The organism is Mycobacterium marinum (genome assembly GCF_003391395.1).
GTDB classification, from domain to species: Bacteria; Actinomycetota; Actinomycetes; order Mycobacteriales; family Mycobacteriaceae; genus Mycobacterium; species Mycobacterium marinum.
Genome location: NZ_CP024190.1, coordinates 237,064 through 254,494, shown reverse-complemented (window position 1 = coordinate 254,494; position 17,431 = coordinate 237,064). Strand labels below are relative to the sequence as shown.

18 protein-coding genes are annotated in these 17,431 nt (G+C 65.5%); 10 read left to right on the top strand and 8 right to left on the bottom strand.

Annotated elements, in window-relative coordinates; all coding sequences use genetic code 11:
* Nucleotides 1-11: 11 nt before the first annotated feature.
* On the bottom strand, nt 12-1,211 hold the full coding sequence (locus tag CCUG20998_RS01095; RefSeq protein ID WP_020731347.1) for an aromatic ring-hydroxylating oxygenase subunit alpha: 1,200 nt from the start codon (nt 1,209-1,211) through the stop codon (nt 12-14).
* A 44-nt stretch (nt 1,212-1,255) separates the two neighbouring features.
* Between CCUG20998_RS01095 and CCUG20998_RS01090 the strand changes: the two genes are divergently transcribed.
* On the top strand, nt 1,256-2,062 hold the full coding sequence (locus CCUG20998_RS01090; RefSeq protein WP_020731346.1) for a PaaX family transcriptional regulator C-terminal domain-containing protein: 807 nt from the start codon (nt 1,256-1,258) through the stop codon (nt 2,060-2,062).
* A gap of 44 nt (nt 2,063-2,106) precedes the next feature.
* Here the strand turns inward: CCUG20998_RS01090 and CCUG20998_RS01085 are convergent, their stop codons facing one another.
* Nucleotides 2,107-2,556 carry a MarR family winged helix-turn-helix transcriptional regulator gene (locus CCUG20998_RS01085; RefSeq protein ID WP_020731345.1) on the bottom strand — a complete coding sequence of 150 codons (450 nt, stop codon included), beginning with the start codon at nt 2,554-2,556 and terminating at the stop codon, nt 2,107-2,109.
* Nucleotides 2,557-2,661: 105 nt separating this feature from the next.
* On the opposite strand from CCUG20998_RS01085, the gene CCUG20998_RS01080 reads away from it, so the two are divergent.
* A complete protein-coding gene (locus tag CCUG20998_RS01080) occupies nt 2,662-3,573 on the top strand; it encodes an extracellular catalytic domain type 1 short-chain-length polyhydroxyalkanoate depolymerase (protein WP_020731344.1) in 912 nt (303 codons plus the stop codon).
* 50 nt (nt 3,574-3,623) lie between these two features.
* On the opposite strand, the gene CCUG20998_RS01075 is transcribed toward CCUG20998_RS01080, so the two are convergent.
* The 3 genes from CCUG20998_RS01075 to CCUG20998_RS01060 all read right to left on the bottom strand — a co-directional run bounded on the left by CCUG20998_RS01075 (nt 3,624) and on the right by CCUG20998_RS01060 (nt 5,968).
* Nucleotides 3,624-4,232 carry a TetR/AcrR family transcriptional regulator gene (locus tag CCUG20998_RS01075; protein ID WP_012392223.1) on the bottom strand — a complete coding sequence of 203 codons (609 nt, stop codon included), beginning with the start codon at nt 4,230-4,232 and terminating at the stop codon, nt 3,624-3,626.
* A gap of 335 nt (nt 4,233-4,567) precedes the next feature.
* The gene (locus CCUG20998_RS01065) at nt 4,568-5,242 is read right to left on the bottom strand and encodes a hypothetical protein (RefSeq protein ID WP_240642836.1); all 675 of its coding nucleotides are present in this window, start codon (nt 5,240-5,242) and stop codon (nt 4,568-4,570) included.
* A 120-nt stretch (nt 5,243-5,362) separates the two neighbouring features.
* On the bottom strand, nt 5,363-5,968 hold the full coding sequence (locus tag CCUG20998_RS01060) for a TetR/AcrR family transcriptional regulator (RefSeq protein ID WP_012392221.1): 606 nt from the start codon (nt 5,966-5,968) through the stop codon (nt 5,363-5,365).
* Nucleotides 5,969-6,028: 60 nt separating this feature from the next.
* On the opposite strand from CCUG20998_RS01060, the gene CCUG20998_RS01055 reads away from it, so the two are divergent.
* Nucleotides 6,029-6,859: an alpha/beta fold hydrolase gene (locus tag CCUG20998_RS01055; RefSeq protein WP_020731342.1), complete on the top strand. Its 831-nt coding sequence runs from the start codon at nt 6,029-6,031 to the stop codon at nt 6,857-6,859.
* A 63-nt stretch (nt 6,860-6,922) separates the two neighbouring features.
* Here the strand turns inward: CCUG20998_RS01055 and CCUG20998_RS01050 are convergent, their stop codons facing one another.
* Complete coding sequence (locus CCUG20998_RS01050) at nt 6,923-7,516, bottom strand: TetR family transcriptional regulator (protein WP_012392219.1); 594 nt, start codon at nt 7,514-7,516, stop codon at nt 6,923-6,925.
* A 62-nt stretch (nt 7,517-7,578) separates the two neighbouring features.
* Between CCUG20998_RS01050 and CCUG20998_RS01045 the strand changes: the two genes are divergently transcribed.
* From CCUG20998_RS01045 to CCUG20998_RS01025, 5 genes are all read left to right on the top strand, one after another.
* Nucleotides 7,579-8,676: a DUF1214 domain-containing protein gene (locus CCUG20998_RS01045; protein WP_036456885.1), complete on the top strand. Its 1,098-nt coding sequence runs from the start codon at nt 7,579-7,581 to the stop codon at nt 8,674-8,676.
* The gene (locus CCUG20998_RS01040; protein WP_020731340.1) at nt 8,673-9,848 is read left to right on the top strand and encodes a sulfotransferase family protein; all 1,176 of its coding nucleotides are present in this window, start codon (nt 8,673-8,675) and stop codon (nt 9,846-9,848) included. Before CCUG20998_RS01045 ends, CCUG20998_RS01040 begins: the two co-directional genes overlap by 4 nt.
* Before the next feature lie 72 nt (nt 9,849-9,920).
* The gene (locus tag CCUG20998_RS01035; protein WP_081651113.1) at nt 9,921-10,298 is read left to right on the top strand and encodes a hypothetical protein; all 378 of its coding nucleotides are present in this window, start codon (nt 9,921-9,923) and stop codon (nt 10,296-10,298) included.
* A gap of 129 nt (nt 10,299-10,427) precedes the next feature.
* Complete coding sequence (locus CCUG20998_RS01030) at nt 10,428-11,726, top strand: acyltransferase family protein (RefSeq protein WP_020731338.1); 1,299 nt, start codon at nt 10,428-10,430, stop codon at nt 11,724-11,726.
* Nucleotides 11,727-11,809: 83 nt separating this feature from the next.
* The gene (locus CCUG20998_RS01025) at nt 11,810-12,760 is read left to right on the top strand and encodes a CE1 family esterase (RefSeq protein WP_020731337.1); all 951 of its coding nucleotides are present in this window, start codon (nt 11,810-11,812) and stop codon (nt 12,758-12,760) included.
* A 21-nt stretch (nt 12,761-12,781) separates the two neighbouring features.
* Here CCUG20998_RS01025 and CCUG20998_RS01020 read toward each other — a convergent pair whose 3' ends face one another.
* Complete coding sequence (locus tag CCUG20998_RS01020; protein ID WP_020731336.1) at nt 12,782-13,774, bottom strand: ABC transporter ATP-binding protein; 993 nt, start codon at nt 13,772-13,774, stop codon at nt 12,782-12,784.
* 3 nt (nt 13,775-13,777) lie between these two features.
* On the bottom strand, nt 13,778-14,827 hold the full coding sequence (locus CCUG20998_RS01015; protein WP_020731335.1) for an ABC transporter permease: 1,050 nt from the start codon (nt 14,825-14,827) through the stop codon (nt 13,778-13,780).
* Nucleotides 14,828-15,116: 289 nt separating this feature from the next.
* On the opposite strand from CCUG20998_RS01015, the gene CCUG20998_RS01010 reads away from it, so the two are divergent.
* Together CCUG20998_RS01010 and CCUG20998_RS01005 are read left to right on the top strand one after the other, a co-directional pair.
* Nucleotides 15,117-15,494, top strand: coding sequence for an STAS domain-containing protein (locus CCUG20998_RS01010; protein ID WP_020731334.1), 378 nt, complete (start codon nt 15,117-15,119; stop codon nt 15,492-15,494).
* Nucleotides 15,495-15,661: 167 nt separating this feature from the next.
* Entirely contained in the window at nt 15,662-17,422 is a 1,761-nt protein-coding gene (locus tag CCUG20998_RS01005) for an N-acyl-D-amino-acid deacylase family protein (RefSeq protein WP_020731333.1), read from the top strand.
* The last annotated feature ends 9 nt before the right edge of the window (nt 17,423-17,431 follow it).

Below are 17,431 nucleotides of genomic sequence, written 5' to 3'. Positions count from 1 at the left end.
GCCTCGAAACGTCACCCGGCGGAGGTCAACCGAGCCAACCGCCTACCGAGGGTGGCATGGAAACGTCCGACCGCGCTCTCGTGCCGACCGAACTCGACGAAATCGTTTGCCCCGGCGGCGAGGCCACGTTGAACGCCCTCAGACATCTCGTTGTCCTCGGAGAGGCCCTGCCCGATGAAGCTGCCCGCGCCGGCCAAGTTGCTCGACGCGTCGAGCGAATCACGCTCGGCGACATCGGGGGTGACCATCGAATAGATGGTCACGGCGGTGCGATCGACGCTCACCGGATCGATCACGACCATGGCGATCACATCCGGGAACGTCGCCAACATGACGTTGGGGAACAGCTGATACAGATACGTCACCCTGGCACCCGTGGTCCAGGTGTGCTCAGGACGGTCTCGGAGCCGTTCAATATTGCGGTACGGGAAGGTGATACGAGTGTTGGGCCCGAATGCCTCCACCACATTGAGATCGTCGTACTGGACGGGAAAGAACGTGTCTTTGTGGGTCGACCGGATATGGTAGCCCTCTAGGAACTGCTCTACGAGAACCTTCCAATTGATCTCCCGCAGCATTGATTCCACGACAATCAGGCGCTCGGCCGGGACGAGCTTCGCCCGCCAGGGGCTACCGTCGGTCAGCCAGCCGATCGCTCCCTCGTCCTCGATCAGGCCAGCGTCCACGGGGTCGAGTGGACCAATCACGATGAGCCCGTCCACCTCGTGGCTCTCCACCTCGATCAAGCCACGCGCGGACATGTCCAGGTCGGGGAAGGCCTCCGCGTGCGGGACATGCGACAACGACCCGTCCAGACGGTATATCCAACCGTGGTAGCGGCACACCAGCGCATGAGAACATCCGGCGTTCTCCACCAGAGCAAAGCCGCGATGCCGGCAGGCATTGCGGAACACCCGCGCTCGCCCGTCGGCGCCGCGCACCGCGAACAGGGGCACCCCGAAGGCGGTCCGTTCCACGTGATCGCCCTTGTTCGGGATCGCGGCCGACGGCACGAACACACTCGGCATGCCGCGCAGCAACCGTAACTCGGCGGCGAAGCGCTCTGGACTGACGTAGTTTTCGACCGGCTCGCGCCAAGCCTCGCCCTCGTCGGTGGTCCCGGCATCGATATGGGCAAGGACGCGCCGGACGATCTCCGCATCCTCGGCAACCAACGGCTTCGTCGGCGAGCTCACGTATGCCAGTATCACACCGTAGAAATCACGCGTCAACAATTCGGTGATATGGAGGTTAGGTGTCCCCGAAGTCCGCGGCCCGAGTACGCCGGCTGATCGGCAACCGGCCGCTCAGCGCACGTTCGGTGCTCGCATCGGCATTGCTGGGCGCCGACCAGGCCCGACTCACGGTGGCCGAACTGGTGGCGGTGGCCTCCCTGTTCGGCATCAGCGACGGCGCCGCCCGCACCTGCCTGTGGCGGATGGTCAGCAGCGGCGAACTGACCAGCGGCGAAGGCAGCTATGCACTCGCCGGGCACCTGCTGGAGCGGCAGCAGCGTGTCGACGAGGCGTCCCGGATCGCCGACACAGCCGTTGGCTCCTGGGACCGAACCTGGGAACTGGCGGTCGTCTCGCTGGATCGCCGCTCCGCGGCCGATCGCCTCGAGCTCAGAAAGGCAGCCATGGCTCTGCACCTCGCGGAGTTGCGCGAAGGCGTCTGGGTGCGACCGGATAACCTTGACCCGCAACGTCTTCCGATCTCCCGGTCGGTGCTGGACCGCCAGTGCATCCATTTTCAAGGCGCCGCCACCGATATCAGTGCCGACAAGGCCAGCAGCCTGTTTTCCCTCGACGAGTGGGCGGCCGATGCCCTGGCCCTCATCCAGGCGATGGATGCCGAACTGGACCGGAGTAGCCGCGACGTTTCGGCGCAACGTTCCAGCTACCAGTTCGCCTTGTCGATCGCGGTGGTCCGCCACCTCCAACGCGACCCATTGCTACCGGCGGAGCTGATCGGCGACGACTGGCCCGGGCACCCATTGCGCAGCACCTACCTGCGCCTCGACGAGGCATTCAAGCGGCGGATGAGTCACGCGTTTCATTGAACCCGGTGGCCGGCACGGCCTTCGCGCCGCAGCACCGGCGGCCCCTACGCCCCGGCCTCCGCATCGAGCAGGAGCTGCAGCGTCTCTCGAAGCTCGCCTAATCGTCGCGGTCCCAGGATCTTTTGCCACCGCCGCTGGGCATCGAGCGCGTTGGCGCGCATCACCCGAAGCGCCTGGCGGCCGCGTGGCGTCAACTCGATGATTCGCGCACGAGCGTCAGCCGGGTCCGGCGCCCGCAGGACATACCCGTGGCGTTCCAGTGCGGTTACCGCCTGGGCCACCGCCTGCCTGCTCACCCCAAGCCGGTCGGCCAGGTCCGAAGCGTGCAGGCCCCCGCCGGCCAGTGGAACGAGGCCGATCGCTTGTGCCGGCCGGATCCCATCGAGTCCGGCCGCGGCGAACGCCGACCTCAACCGGGGAGCCGTTGTGGCCGCGACCAATTGCATCAGGGCCGGCACCGTGGGCTCCCACGCCGCATCCAGAACACGTCGCATGACACCGAGTCTGCCATTCACGACACTAATGGCAAGATGCTTGTCAAGTATGCGACTGGGTGTCACCATGTGGCCGTGGCGGTTCGATGCGCTCGGGTAGTCAACGTGTGCCTGCTGGCCGCCTTGATCTTCTTGGCCAACACCTGCGTAGTCGGCACGCGGCTATCGGCAACGCCCGATTTCCCGATCCCGGCCGGACGGTCGGTTCAGATCCTCAACTCGGGCGGGATTTTCCGGATCTATCGGGTGTACCGTCCGCGTGGCTTAACCGGCGCGGCGCCCCTTGTGGTGATGTTGCACGGCGGTTTTGGTGATGGCGCGCAGGCCCAGCGCGACTACCACTGGAACAGTCAGGCCGACAGCGGCGGTTTCGTGGTCGCCTACCCCAACGGTGTGCTGCGCGCCTGGAATGGCGGCACCTGCTGTGGCGCGCCGGAGAGCTTCGACATCGACGATGTCGGATTCATCACCGATATGGTCGCGACCATCCAGCGCCGGACCCCGATCGATCCGGCACGCGTCTACGCTACCGGCATGTCGGCCGGTGCCATCATGGCGCTTCGGTTGGGTTGCCAGTCGGACAAGTTCGCGGCGATCGCTCCCGTGGCCGGCACGCTGCTGACCGATTGCGCCCACGCGCGGCCCACATCGGTGCTGCAAATCCACGGCACCGCCGACGATCGCGTCCCATACAACGGCGGGCCGGGCGTGGCCCGCTCGTTCGACGGCAGTGCGCGTGTCGACGGCCCCTCAGCGGCCGCGGTCAATGCCACCTGGCGCGCCATTGATGCGTGCGCACCGCCGACCTCAACCACTTCCGGAGTCGTGACAACCCAATCCGCTTCCTGCGCCGACGCACGCAGGGTCACATTGATCTCGGTGGCCGGAGCCGGCCACCAGTGGCCCGGTGGCAGGTCCAAACCCGTCCTGGAAACGATCGCCGGCATCTCGCCACCGTCGACGGCGCTGGACGCCACCGCCACCATCTGGCAGTTCTTCAGTCAGGCCCACCTGTGAAAAGGCTTACAGCGCTTAGCTTCTCACCGTAGCCACATTGGCAGCCCGGGTCAGCGCTTCTGCGCCAGGATGGCGCCGCCGACCCACCGCTTGATGAAGCTTTTCAGCTCATCATCGGAGCGGCTGGGCACATTGGGCGCGACAAAGAATGACAGCAACACCCGCAGGAGGAACTCCACCAGGTCGTGCCTGGCCGACTCGTCGGCGAATCCATACTCCGCCCAGTCGACGTCGAAGCGCTCCAGCATCCGCACCCCGAATACCTGTGCCTCTTCGGAGGTGAGATTTTCCGGGTGTGTGTGGGCGTACGGTTGCGCGATCAGAATGCCGAGATGGGGCGTGCGCACCACGTCGCGCAGCGTAAACATCACCGCTTCGGCCATCGCCTCCGCGGGATCGCGCATGCCGCGCACGGCTTCGGTGAGCCGATCAAGAAAGCCGTCCACCGATGCGATTGCCGCCGCGCGCATGAGCGCATCTGCGGTCGGATAGTAGCGGTAGACCGTCTGCCTGATGACCCCCAGAGACGCTGCGACCTGGGCGAGACTGACATCGGATCCGGTCTCGGCGATCAGCCTCACCGCCGTGTCGACAATGCGCCGTGATGCCTCTTCGTCCGAGGCCGGCGGCGCTCCATTCCATCCGCGCCTACGCGCCACCGAACATCACCTCCGAGCAAAGCATTGGGTGAGCATAGCGCGACATGATGAATAGCACGAAGGCATACCTATGCTGCGGTAACCCGCAGCCGCGAACTCCCGCGACGTGTCCAGATCCTCGACAAACCTGCAGCTAACCGGCGTGCGGGTGGCCACGAAGCGAACGCGCCAGCTGGCCATACTTGGACGTCCTGGCACCCACGATATTCATTGGACATTGATTCCAGAGCAAACAAGGTGAGACGTCGACGATGTGGTCTGGCCACGGGCATTACCCCGGCGGTGCCGGCGGACTCCCCGCCCGATGCGTGAAACGCCCCGCCGCTTCGGACGGCTTACCACCAGCGGTGAGTGCTCACGGCCAGTTGGTGGCGAAATTTGCGTAGTCCTCGTCGAACTTGGCACAGAAAATTTGCGTAGTCCTCGTCGAACTTGGCACAGAAGTCGGCGGCTGTGCCGGCCAGCAGGATGTGGTAAGTCTCAGGGCGGTGGTCTTGCCCTGAAGTCGGATAGGTCCATCCGTGGGCGCACATCGCGTTGGATCCACCGGCGGTTGCCGCGGGCCAGACGGACCGGATGCAACCGGTCAGCGCCTGCATGTCCGATGTAGCGCTCTCGGCGATGACGAGCATCGCGCCACCCCACCCGCCATCGCTGCGCCGGTAGGCACGGGCCCCAAATGACGTGTTGACCTTCTGACATCCCAACGCGCGCTGCAGGGGGGCGAACGCGGAAGCCAGGCGTGAGTCGGCCACCCGCGCCGAGTCCATGATGAACGAGGCCGCGTCCGCGCCATCACCCTCTTGGACGTCGGCATTACCCACGCTCATGAGTTGTCGCGCGATGCGGCTCTGGGCAGCCTCATCACCGCCACCGATGATCGGCCCGCCACCCGTGGATGGGATCGGGGGCAAGACGGCGCCGGGTGCGGCCTGCACCGGGGGCGCACCCACGACCGCGCCGGCGCACAGCACCCAGGCCGCGATATTCATGCCGATTCGAAATGCCATTGATTCCCCCAGGGTGGGCCGATGATCCGGGCTAGCGTACCCACCCGGGTGCAGCGCGCGACCGTGGTTCGCCGCGGCCGGTATCGGCCGGAATGGCCGAGCGCGCCCGAATGCCAGCTGCTAGTCGTTCAGCATGCCGTCGATCAGCCGACGCAACACCTGTCGGCTCTCGCGGCGGGCACGCTTGGGATCATCGGCCGTCGCAATGAACATTGCCGCCTCGTCGAGCGCGCCGATCAACACATGGGCCAGTGGCCGCACCGGGTGGCGATCCAGCTGGCCCGCCCGGATGGCCTCGGTGATCAACTGCTCGGTCATGCCCAGGCTGTAGCGCTGTGCGACATCGCGGAAGCCCGCCCAGCCGAGCACCGCGGGTGCGTCCAACAGGATCAACTGGCGCACCTCTGGATCGCCAGACACCTCCAGCCAGGCATCGACGGCAGCACGGATCGCGTCGGCGGGCGTGGCCGCCCCCGAGGCAGCCACCGAGGTAGCCATCCGCGTCATCACGTCCTGTTCCACCGCCTCGACGACCTCACCGAATAGCGCCGCCTTGTCAGCGAATTGGTGGTACATGGCGCCGCGGGTGACGCCGGCTTCCGCGGCGATCTCCGGCGTCCCCACCTCGGCATAGCCGCGACTGCCCCACAGCTTGCGAGCAGCGGTGATCAGCGCCTCGCGGGTAGCCGCGGAGCGCTCCTCTTGCGTGCGTCTCTTGATTTCCATACAACCTGTTGGTAAGTTACCGGCAGCGTGTTTGTAAGTGTATCGAAATGGGAGTCATCCATGCCGACGATCGACATTAACGCCGGAACCATCCATTACGAAGTAACCGGACCCGAACACGGCAGACCGGTCATGTTCGTGCACGGGTACCTGATGGGTGGCCAGCTGTGGCGCCAGGTCAGCGAACGGCTTGCCGAGCGGGGCTTGCGTTGCTTCGCGCCGACCTGGCCCCTTGGCGCACACTCGAGGGCATTGGGCCCGGATGCCGACCGATCGATCACCGGCGTGGGTGACCTGGTCGCCGATGTGCTGGCAACCCTGGACCTGCATGATGTGGTGCTGGTAGGCAACGACACCGGTGGGGTCGTCGCACAGTTGGTGGCGGTGCATCATCCCGAGCGTCTTGGCGCGCTGGTGCTCACCAGTTGCGATGCTTTCGAACACTTTCCACCACCGATTCTCAAGCCGGTGATCCTGGCGGCCAAGTCCAAGAAGATGTTTCGGGCCGCTATTCAAACCATGCGGTCGCCGGCGGCCCGCCGGCGCGCCTACGGCGACCTTGCCCACGCCGACATCGATGAGCTGGCGCAGCGCTGGGTACAACCGGCGCTATCGAATCCGGCGATCGCCGAAGACCTGCGTCAGCTAACCCTGTCATTGCATACCGACGTCACCAGGGGCGTCGCCGCGCGGCTGCCCGAGTTCAGCAAGCCCGCCCTGATCGCCTGGTCGGCCGACGACAAGTTCTTTGCACTCGAGGACGGCCGGCGCCTCGCCGCCGCCATCCCGAACGCCCGACTCGAGCTCATCGAGGGGGCCAGGACGTTTTCGATGCTCGACCGGCCAGATCGATTGGCCGATCTGCTATCAGCGGTGGCCGTACGCACCTAGGGCGCAACGCGCTGGGGACTGACGACGATCCAGCACCGCAACCGGCGCCCGGTTGGACGCCATTCACGCGATGACAATCGCCGCCAACCCCTGTTGCACCCGATCCGGCAGCGAGCCACCCTGACCAAGCCAGTCATCCAGCGCGATGCGCACCACGGCCATCGCCAACGCACCGACCAGCCGCGGCCTCGGGTCTTGGGGTACCAAATTGGGTATCCTCGGTGCAATCAAGTCGGCGATCGCCGATTCGTACCGCACATAGATGTGCAGCGTCCAGGCTTCCAACGTTTCCGAAGACCGGGTAAGCGTTGCCAATTCGCGTACTTGATCTTCCATCTCGGCAAATCCGACAGCGAGCCCACCGAAGGCGCCAACGACCGCCTCGACGGCGCTCAGATGCTCGGGTTGCGCCGCCAGAGCGGTAGCGATCCGGTCCAGCCAGTGCGCTGTCATGCCTTCTGCGACGGCGTCTTCCTTGGAGTTGAAATAACGGAAAAAGGTCGCCCGGCTGATGTCGGCGGTATCGGCGATGCGCTCCACCGTTGCCGCGGCCAGCCCCAGATCGGCAACCAGCTGCGCCGCGGCCGTGGCAATGCGCTGGCGGGTCGCGGTGCGCTTGCGCTCGGCAAGTGAGGTAGCTGCGGGGGGCGGAGACATTCGCCCACTATATTCACGCGAACCACTACCGAATGTGTGAGACATAGTCTCATCGTGAGACTATGTCTCACCACCTCGCCAGGCCTGTCGCGGGTGCCCCCCAGGCGCTTGCCGCGTGGCAGTTCTTTCAGCGCATGCTCGCAGACGTCACCAAGATCGTGACCGAGGACGCCGAGTCCGAGCCCGAACTCCTGGAAGGACTGCGGGTCATCGCCCGGGTGTCGTCGCTATGCGCGCAAATGTCGGTGGAGTCCGACCCCGCCCGGCCCGTGTTCTTCGATATGTGTCCGCCGAACCGCATGATTGGCGGCCCCAACCCGGAGGGCAACTACTTTCTGGCGATGATCCGCGGCGACCACCGTTACCGGATCACCGGTACCCGGGGCACCAGTTGTTACCTGGGAGTACAGATACTGGCCGGCACCGGACTCACGCCGCGGCGAATGGCCGGCTACCTCAGCGACGCCGACTTGGCGCTGCAGTCTGGTGAATTCACGCTGTTGCTTTCGGCGCTGGAACCCGACGAGCCCGGCGGCGGGCAGTGGGTGCAAATCCCCGACGACGCATCGGCGATCGTCGTCCGGGAGTACGTCGGCGATCGCAGCCGCGAAGAGCTGGCCAAAATGCGCATCGAGGCCTTCGACCCAGCCCCGGCGTCGCCACCAACCGACGACGAACTTGCGGGACAGTTCACGGCGCTGGCGTGGTCCTTGATGAAGCTCACCACGCTGCACCGCACCATCAAGCCCGAACTGCTCGACAACCCCAACACCCTGCTGACCGCCCAGGCCGCCGATCTTGGCGCCGCCGACACCACCCCGGACAACCTGTACATGATCGGGACCTTCCGGCTAGCACCGGGGCAGGCTCTGGTGCTGGACTTCGAGCCACCGGAAACGCGGTACTGGAGTGTCGCGCTGGAAAGCATCTGGCACGAATGTCTGGAGCCGGACAGCAGGCACAGCTCGGTGACCAATCGGGCGGTACGTGCCGGCGCGGATGGCAGGGTGCGTATTGCAATTTCCGAGCAGGACTTCGGTTTTGGACATTGGCTCGACACCGGTGGCCGGCATCGGGGGTTCGTGATCCTGCGCTGGCTGGACAATCCCCAAGCGCCCGACCTCGAGGTGTCGGTACACCACCGGGAGCAGCGGGCATGAGCATGCCGCAGGATCGGTTCAAGCCCGAACGCCTGATCGCCACCGCCTGCGAGGAAGCCGGAAGCGACGACTTCGGCGCCGACGGGTGGCAAGACGGATTGCAGCGGGTCACCGACGCGCTGATCCACGAGGCGCGGTTGTCGGCTATCGGCGTCGAGATCGCCCACCTGGACCTGATGCGCGCATTGCGTAACCGGCTCGGCGTCATCGCGTGGCGCCGCCAGCACCCCGAAATCGCCACCAAGGCAATCGATCAGCCCATCGTCATCGTCGGCCAGCCCCGCACCGGAACGACGATTCTCTATGACTTGCTCGCCCAGGACCCCGACCTTCGGGCACCGCTGACCTGGGAAGTCGATGCGCCGTGTCCGGTCCCCCAGCCCGACACGTATCTCAGCGATCCACGAATCGCGCAGACACAGGCCAGCATCGAGCTCTCCGAGCAGATCATTCCCGGCTTCCTGTCCTTTCACCCGATGGGCGCACAGGTCGGACAGGAGTGCGTCCGCATCACGGCCAGCGAATTCACCAGCATGATCTATTCGGTGCAGTACCGGCTACCCAGTTACTACCGCTGGCTGCTGTACGAGGCGGACCACCGCGGCGCCTACCGATTCCACCGAATCTTTCTGCAACACCTGCAATCCGGCGTCGCGGGCCAGTGGCTGCTCAAATCGCCCGCGCATCTGTGGCAGCTGGATGCGCTACTGGCCGAGTACCCCGACGCGTTGATCGTGCAGACACACCGTGACCCACTCAACGTCATCTCCTCAATCGCGGCGCTGACCCATCACCTGCGCCGGATGGCCAGCGACGAATCCAGCATCGCCGAATGCGCGGCCCAGTGCTACGAGGAAATAGTGGTCGGCCTCGACCGGGAGATGGCGCTGCGTGCCGGCGGCGCCCTCCCCGCCGGCCAGGTGATCGACGTGCTCTACACCGACTTCGTCAATGACCCTTGGAGCACGATCAGAGGCGTATATCGCAAGCTGGGCCGCGAGCTGGCGCCGGAAACCGAACAACGCATGCGTGACTTCCTGAGGGCTCATCCCGGTGATGGCGGGCGGGGTCGGTCCACCTGGTCGGATACCGGCCTAGACGCCAGCGTCGTTCGCGACCGGGTGCGTCCGTATCAAGACCGCTATGGGGTACCCACCGAGCAATTGCGTTAATTCACAAATGGCGTGAAGAAATTTGGCGCGGCGCTCCCTATAAGGGACCGAAACGGCATAGAATTCCGGCTTGTGACGACCTCGTCGAACCCGTGGGGCGACGAACGACGGAGACTCTCGCATCAGCTGCCGATGCGCGATCACTTATTCGGCCGCAGCCAGGCGCGACGGCTGAGCCGTCGATTCGCCGGGGTGGGCGTGAGGATCTCGCCGCAGCGTCTTCGGGAGATGCACGCCGGCATGCCCGCCTCGGATAGCGAAATGACGAATATCAATTTTGCGTTGATCGCCATCCAAATAACCCGTGAAAAACGCGTCGCGAAATTGCACCGGCTGCAGCGCAAGTGCCGGCATGCATTGCTCTCGCTGGGCATGGTTATCGTCGCATTGAACTTCCTGCTCTGCGTCGGCTACCTGCTGTTCACCCTGACGCTGCAGCGTTCGATGTAAATCGTTGGCCCCCAGCCAGATAGCTCACCCCGGCAGCACTGTTGCGCCCACCGTTCGGGTAGCTCTACCCGGGTAAGACGAGTACAAGTACCCAAGCGGTCCACCCGGCCCACCCGTGATGCTTCAAGCATGACATCGCTGACGGGCTTTCCCAGCCCCGCCGAACTTGCCGAACGCACCCCGGCCGACCGTGACCGCGCCATCGACGTCATCCGCATCACGGCCTTGGTCGGCGTGGTCGTGGGCCATACGGTGATGGCGACCAGCGTCATCCGCGGTGGCGTGCTCCGCTGGGACAACCTGCTGACCACCTCGACCACGTTTCAGGCTCTGACCTGGATTTTTCAGATCATGCCGTTGTTCTTTTTCGCCGGAGCGGCGGCGTGTGTCCCGTCCTGGCGCCCCGGAACGAACTGGGGCGGCTGGCTGATGAAGCGCGCCGCGCGGCTGTTTCGACCGGTTTTCTATTACCTGAGCTTTTGGGCGGTGGCGCTGGTCATCCTCTATCCGCTACTGCCCCAGCACGTTTACGAGCCGGTCGCCGGTGTGAGCATCCAATTGCTGTGGTTTCTCGGCGCCTACGTGCTGGTGCTGGCGGCGATGCCGGTGCTATCTCGAATCACCAGCACGGCGCGCCTGGCCGCCGGCGTAACCGCGGTCTACGCCATGATCGCGGCCGTCGACGCCGTCCGACTGCACTGCAGCGCCGCAGCATCGCTCGGATACCTCAACCTCGCGGTCTGGCTCATTCCCGCCATGTTCGGCGTGGCCTATCGCCACCGATTGCTGACACGAGCCCGCACGATCGGCACGGCCGCGATATTTCTGGCTACCAACGTCGCGTTGCTGTGCTGGGGCCCTTACGAGCTGAGCCTGGTTGGCATCGAAGGCCAGCGGCTGCCCAACATGAGCCCTCCCTCACTGTTGTTGGCTGGTCACGCCATCATTCTGAGCGCGTTGGCTGTTGTGGCGGCACCGGCAATCGCCCGATGGGCTCGGCGCCCGCGGGTCTGGTGGTTGGCGGCGATCGGCAACTCCGGAGCCATGACTTTGTACCTGTGGCATATGCCAGCCCTGCTGGGCGTGCACCTGCTCTTCGACGGATTGGGAGTTCCCCGCTATCCCGGCGAGCCGGGCTTCGCCGTGATCAGCGCTGCCCAACTGTTGATCATGTTTGGTGCGGTGGCAGCGCTGTTCGTTGCGCTGCGGCCGCTGGAGAACAATCCGCTGCCCGGCTGGGACGGCGCACCCGCCATCACCTCGGTCTGGCGCGGCGCGGGGGTCGGCGTACTGCTGTGTGTGGCCGGGGCGGCCATCCTGGCGTCGGTGAAGTGGGGCCTCAAGGACGACGGACTTGCCTGCATCGCAGTGACGGTCGCCGCCCTGGTGGCCGCTCGGATCCTGGCCGTGGCGCGACTCCCGCGGTAAGGAACGGCCCCGCCTGGAAGCCAGCCCCTCGCTTGATTGACAAGCTACTTGTCAATCCGGCAGAGGGCTGTCACCATGAGTTGATGGCGCGTGAAACCGCTCGCATCCTTCGGGTGTTGAGCGCGGTTGTCCTCGGCTTGCTCGTCGTCTGGACGGGCGGATGTTCCGCGGGTGGGCATGCGGCTGGAGCACCCGCACCCGCGACGATCCCGGTGGGCCGGTCCACTCAGAGCATCCAGTGGGATGGCGCCGAACGGACGTTCAATCTCTACCGGCCGCAGGGATTGACCGGCGCTGTCCCACTGGTGGTGATGATGCACGGCGGCTTCGGCAACGGTGCGCAGGCCGAGCGCGCGTACCACTGGAACGACAAGGCAGATCAGCAGCACTTCCTGGTCGCCTATCCCGACGGTCTGCACCGGGCCTGGAACGCTGGAACCTGCTGCGGCCTGCCCCAGCGCAACAATGTCGACGACGTCGGATTCCTCACCGCCATGGTTGCCGAGATCGGAAAACAGATCCCGATAGATTCCGCGCGTGTTTACGCCACCGGCATGTCCAACGGCGCCATGATGGCGCTGCGGTTGGGTTGCCAAACGGAGATCTTCGCCGCGATCGCACCGGTGGCCGGCACGCTGGTGACCGATTGCGCACGCGCGCGGCCGACCTCGGTGCTGCAAATCCACGGCACGGCAGACCAGAGCGTCCCCTATGACGGCGGCCCCGGCCAAGCGGTGAAAATCAACGGATCGCCACGGGTGGATGGCCCGTCGGTGCCTTCGGTGAACGCGACCTGGCGCGCCATCGACGCATGTGGACCGCCCATCTCGAGCACTGCGGGCGTGGTGACAACCGTGACCGCCGAATGCGCAGACGGCCACACCGTGGAATTGATCTCGGTGGCCGGGGCGGGCCATCAATGGCCCGGCGGTACGCGCGGCCCCCTGCTGGAGAGACTCGGTCTTCCCGAACCGTCGACGGCGTTGGACGCGACCGACACCATCTGGCAGTTCTTCGCCGGGCACCGGCGCTGACCCGCCAGCTCCGTCGCCAAATCAGTCGCTGGAAAGCTCGCGGTGCTCGATCAGGTCGCGCATACCGCCGATACCGAGCCGCTCACGAAACGCCTGCGCCGTGTAGCCGACGGCCGTCGCGTCGGTGCGGGCCCGCACCGTTGCCGAACGCGGCATGTGAAACAGCACCCCCATCTCGCCGAAATATTCTCCGGGCCCGGCAACTTTGACCAATTCTTCGCCGCCGTCGGCTAATTCGTGCACGATTTCGAACTCACCCGCCGATACGACATAGATGAGGTCGCCCATCGTGCTCTGTTCAAACAGCACGTCCCCGGACTTCAATTCGACGACTTCGGGCGGCCGGTTGGTCTCCGCGAAATCGGGCGTCAACTCCACAACACGGTCGGCCATCGGCAGCATCCTGCTGTCGTGGGTGGCCACCACGACCACTCGGTCACCATCGGCGAGTTCGCGGATCAGCCGCAGCACTTCCTCTACCTGGATGAAGTCGAGGTGTGCGGTCGGTTCATCGGCCAGGATCAGCGGCGGGTCCAGCGCGATCGCGCGCGCAACCGCGACGCGCTGCTGTTGCCCACCGCTGAGGTCCCCGGGCCGGTGTTTCATCCGCTCCTCGAGGTTGACGCGCTTCAACAACTCCTCGGCGCGCGCCCGCGCCGCAGCACGTGACATCCCGGCCGAACGCAGCGGAACCATCACATTCTCCAGCGCGGTCAGGCTCGGCACCAGGTTGAACGCCTGAAAGACGATGCCCACCTTGTCTCGCCGATATTTCGCCAGCGCCGTACCTTCGAGCGTGGTGATATCGATGTCCTCGAACTTGATCGCCCCGGACTTGGGTCGCAGAATGCCGCCCAGGCAAGACAGCAACGTTGTCTTCCCACATCCACTCGGACCGAGCAGGATGACCAGAGACCCGGCCTCCACGTCGAGGTTCAAACCATTGATCGGCCGAAGGGCATATCCACCGCTGTAGTACTCGACTACCAGGTCCTGAATGCTGAGATCGCCCACCGGCTAAGGACCTCCAAACGCGAGTGCGGGATCCACGGTCATCACCCGCTTGAGTCCGGCGACGCTGGCCAGCAGGCCGATCAGGATTGCCACCACCGGTAGCGCCAGATAGGCCCCGCCAGGTACCGCGACGATCATCGGGAACAACGGAGCTAGCAGTTTCGACAGGACGACACCCACAACAGCGGCAAGCAGCGAGACGACCAGCGCCTGCAACGCCAGTCCCGCCATGATCGAGTGCGTTGGCGTGCCGATCGCCTTGAACACCGCAAAGTCGCGCATGCGCTCCAGCGCGGAGAGATACACCACCGATCCGACGATCAGCACCGCCACAATCCACAGCAAGACCGCCACGATCGAAATTGAATTCACGGCGACCTTCAGCGGACGTATCAGGTCGTTGACCGCGCCCTCCCGATCGTAGGTCTGGTAGCCCTCCGGAAGCTCTCGGGGCGAGCCGTCGACCCCGATCGACGTGATCATCGGTTGCCCGTTGTAGGCCACCCGCTGCAGGCCCTCGGTGGTCAGAAAAATGTTGGGGATCTTGGCCAGCGCCGTGGAGTTGGGCACGATTCCGACAATCCGCAGCTTGTGCGCTCCGAGCTGCAGGGTGTCATCGATATGCCGATTGAGCGTGCTGGATACCGCGACCTCATCCGGCTCGGACGGCGCTCGCCCGTCCGATACCTCGGGCATGCCCGGTCCGTGCTCCGGTGCACCGAAAGCCGTGACGTTTCGGGTTGACTTGCCTTCCTTCATGATCGTGCCCATGCTGGCCAGCGGCGCCGCGGCCACGACGCCGGGCTCGGCGGCCACCCGCGCCACGTCAACGTCGGGAAATGGAATCGAGCCCAGAAACGGCCCGGCCGCGCCGGCTTTGACCACGAAAACGTCGACACCGAGGGAATCGACGGTGTGCTGCGCCTCCACCCGGAAACCATTTGCCAGCCCGGTCATGACGAGCGTCATCCCGAAGATAATTCCGGTGCTGATAATCGCAATGACCAGGCGGCGCTTTCTCCATTGCATGTCGCGCAACGCCGCGAAGAGCATTCCCAGAACCTACCAACGTCGCATCGTCGGGGACCATGTTTTGTTGAGGCCACCCGAGCCCGGCAGCGCCAACCGACCGGCGCGATTGCGGCGTCGGCATGCCGGATCCCGCGCGGCGAGCGCGCCCGATCTGGTGGTGGCCTAGGATTTGTGCAGACCGGGGGTGCGCCACTGAGCTGCATGTTGGCGGCGGAAGCGGTCGGCGGGGTTGAGATAGCAGCCCGGCCCGAAACATTGGATGTCTGCCAACGAGCGGTGTCCCGAACCGGGACGGATGTGAGATACAGCAATGGTGGAACAATCTGGCGACCCAACGCCACCCACAGTATTCGGAATCGAAAAATCCCGGGTTGGCGAAGCGGTCGTAGTGACGGTGTCGGGGGAACTCGACATGCTGACCGCACCGCGGTTGGCCGAGATGCTCCGCACTTCGCTCATCGAGGTGCCCGCAACACTGATCGTTGACCTCTCGAAGGTCGATTTCCTGGCCTCAGCGGGGATGACCGTCCTGGTCAGCGCCAAGGCGCAGGCCGTGGCACCGACGCGATTCGCGGTGGTCGCGGACGGTCCGGCCACCAGCCGGCCGATCAGGCTGATGGGGATCGACGCCATGTTGCCCCTCTATGACGCACTGGACGACGCGCTCAACGACATCTCCGATAGCTGAGCCGGCACCCCTGCGTTTGCACGCTGTCGAATCATTGACTGAATAGAGCGGGCGGAATACCGTCGTACATACGCGACGCGCCGTAGCGTAATAACCATCCAGGTCCGGGTTGGCAGGCCGGTGGCTCGCGTCGCGGCCGCGCGACCAGGGAGAGGCTCAGAGGGCTCATGTTCGATTTGAAGATCGTCGGCGGCACCGTCGTTGACGGCACCGGGGCCGCACGCTACCGGGCCGACATCGGCATCAAGGACGGCAAGATCGTCGACGTCGTCCGGCGGGGCGCCGATGATCCCGGCCTGGGCGGTGCGTCCGCCGAAACTATCGACGCCACCGGTCAGGTGGTGGCCCCCGGCTTCGTCGATATCCACACGCACTACGACGGTCAGGTGAGTTGGGACAGCACTCTGGAGCCCTCCAGCGGGCACGGGGTGACGACCGTGGTCACCGGCAACTGTGGGGTGGGTTTCGCACCCGTTCGCCCCGGCAGCGAGGACTGGCTGATCAGGCTGATGGAGGGGGTCGAGGACATCCCCGGCACCGCGCTCACCGAGGGCATCACCTGGGGCTGGGAAAGCTACCCCCAATACCTCGACACGATCGGCAAGCAGAAGTTCTCCATCGACGTGGGGAGCCAGATCGCCCACGGCTCCGTGCGCGCATACACGATGGGTGAACGCGGCGCCCGTAATGAACCGGCCACCGCCGAAGACATCGCGGCGATGGGCCGGCTGGTCACCGAGGCGATCGAGGCCGGTGCGCTCGGGTTCTCGACCTCACGAACGCTGGCTCACCGCGCGATGGACGGCGAACCGGTGCCCGGAACCTTCGCCGCCGAGGACGAGCTATTCGGGCTGGGGCGCGCCATGGCCGCCGGCGGACAGGCCGTCTTCGAGCTCGCCCCGCAGGGCGCCGCGGGCGAGGACATCGTCGGGCCGAGAAGGGAACTGGAATGGATGCGGCGCCTGGCCGGTGAGATCGATCGACCCGTATCGTTCGCCCTGATCCAGGTGGACGCCGATCCCAACCTGTGGCGCGAGCAGCTGGAGCTCTCGGCCAGCGCGCACGCGGCGGGCAGCCGCCTGCACCCGCAGATCGCCGCGCGCCCGTTCGGGATGATGATCGGGTTCCAAGGTCACCACGCCTTCACCCACCGCCCGACCTACCGCCGGCTCAAGGCCGACTGCACCCGCGACGAGCTCGCGCAACGGCTGGCCGATCCCGCGGTGAAAGCCGCGATCCTGTCCGAGGACGACCTACCCATCGACCCGAACGTGTTGTTCGACGGCATGTCCGCCTTCGTTCAGTACTCGCTGGGACGCCTCTATGCGCTGGGCGATCCACCCGACTATGAACCCACCCGCGACCGCACCGTCGCCGCAATAGCCCAAGCCCGCGGCGAGGATCCGCTGGCGACCCTCTATGACCTGATGCTCGAATCGAACGCGAGCGCCATGCTGATGTTGCCGCTGTTCAATTACGCAGACGGCAACTGCGATGCGATCCGCGAAATGATGCTGCACCCGGCCGGCGTGCTGGGGCTCTCGGACGGCGGCGCTCACTGCGGCATGATCTGCGACGCCTCCTACCCCACCTTCTTGCTGACCCATTGGGCACGCGATCGTAAGCGGGGCGAGAAGTTGCCATTGGAATATGTGATCCGCAAGCAGGCCCGCGACACGGCCCACCTGTTCGGCCTCACCGACCGCGGCACCATCGAGCCCGGCAAGAAGGCCGATCTCAACGTCATCGACCTCGAAGCGCTGCGGCTGCATCCGGCCGCGATGGCCTACGACCTGCCCGCCGGCGGCAACCGGATATTGCAGGGCGCAAGCGGATACGCCGCCACAATCGTCAGCGGAGCGGTGACCCGCCGTGGCGGTGTCGACACCGGAGCCCGCCCCGGCCGCCTGGTGCGCGGAGCGCGTTAGCGGGACGCG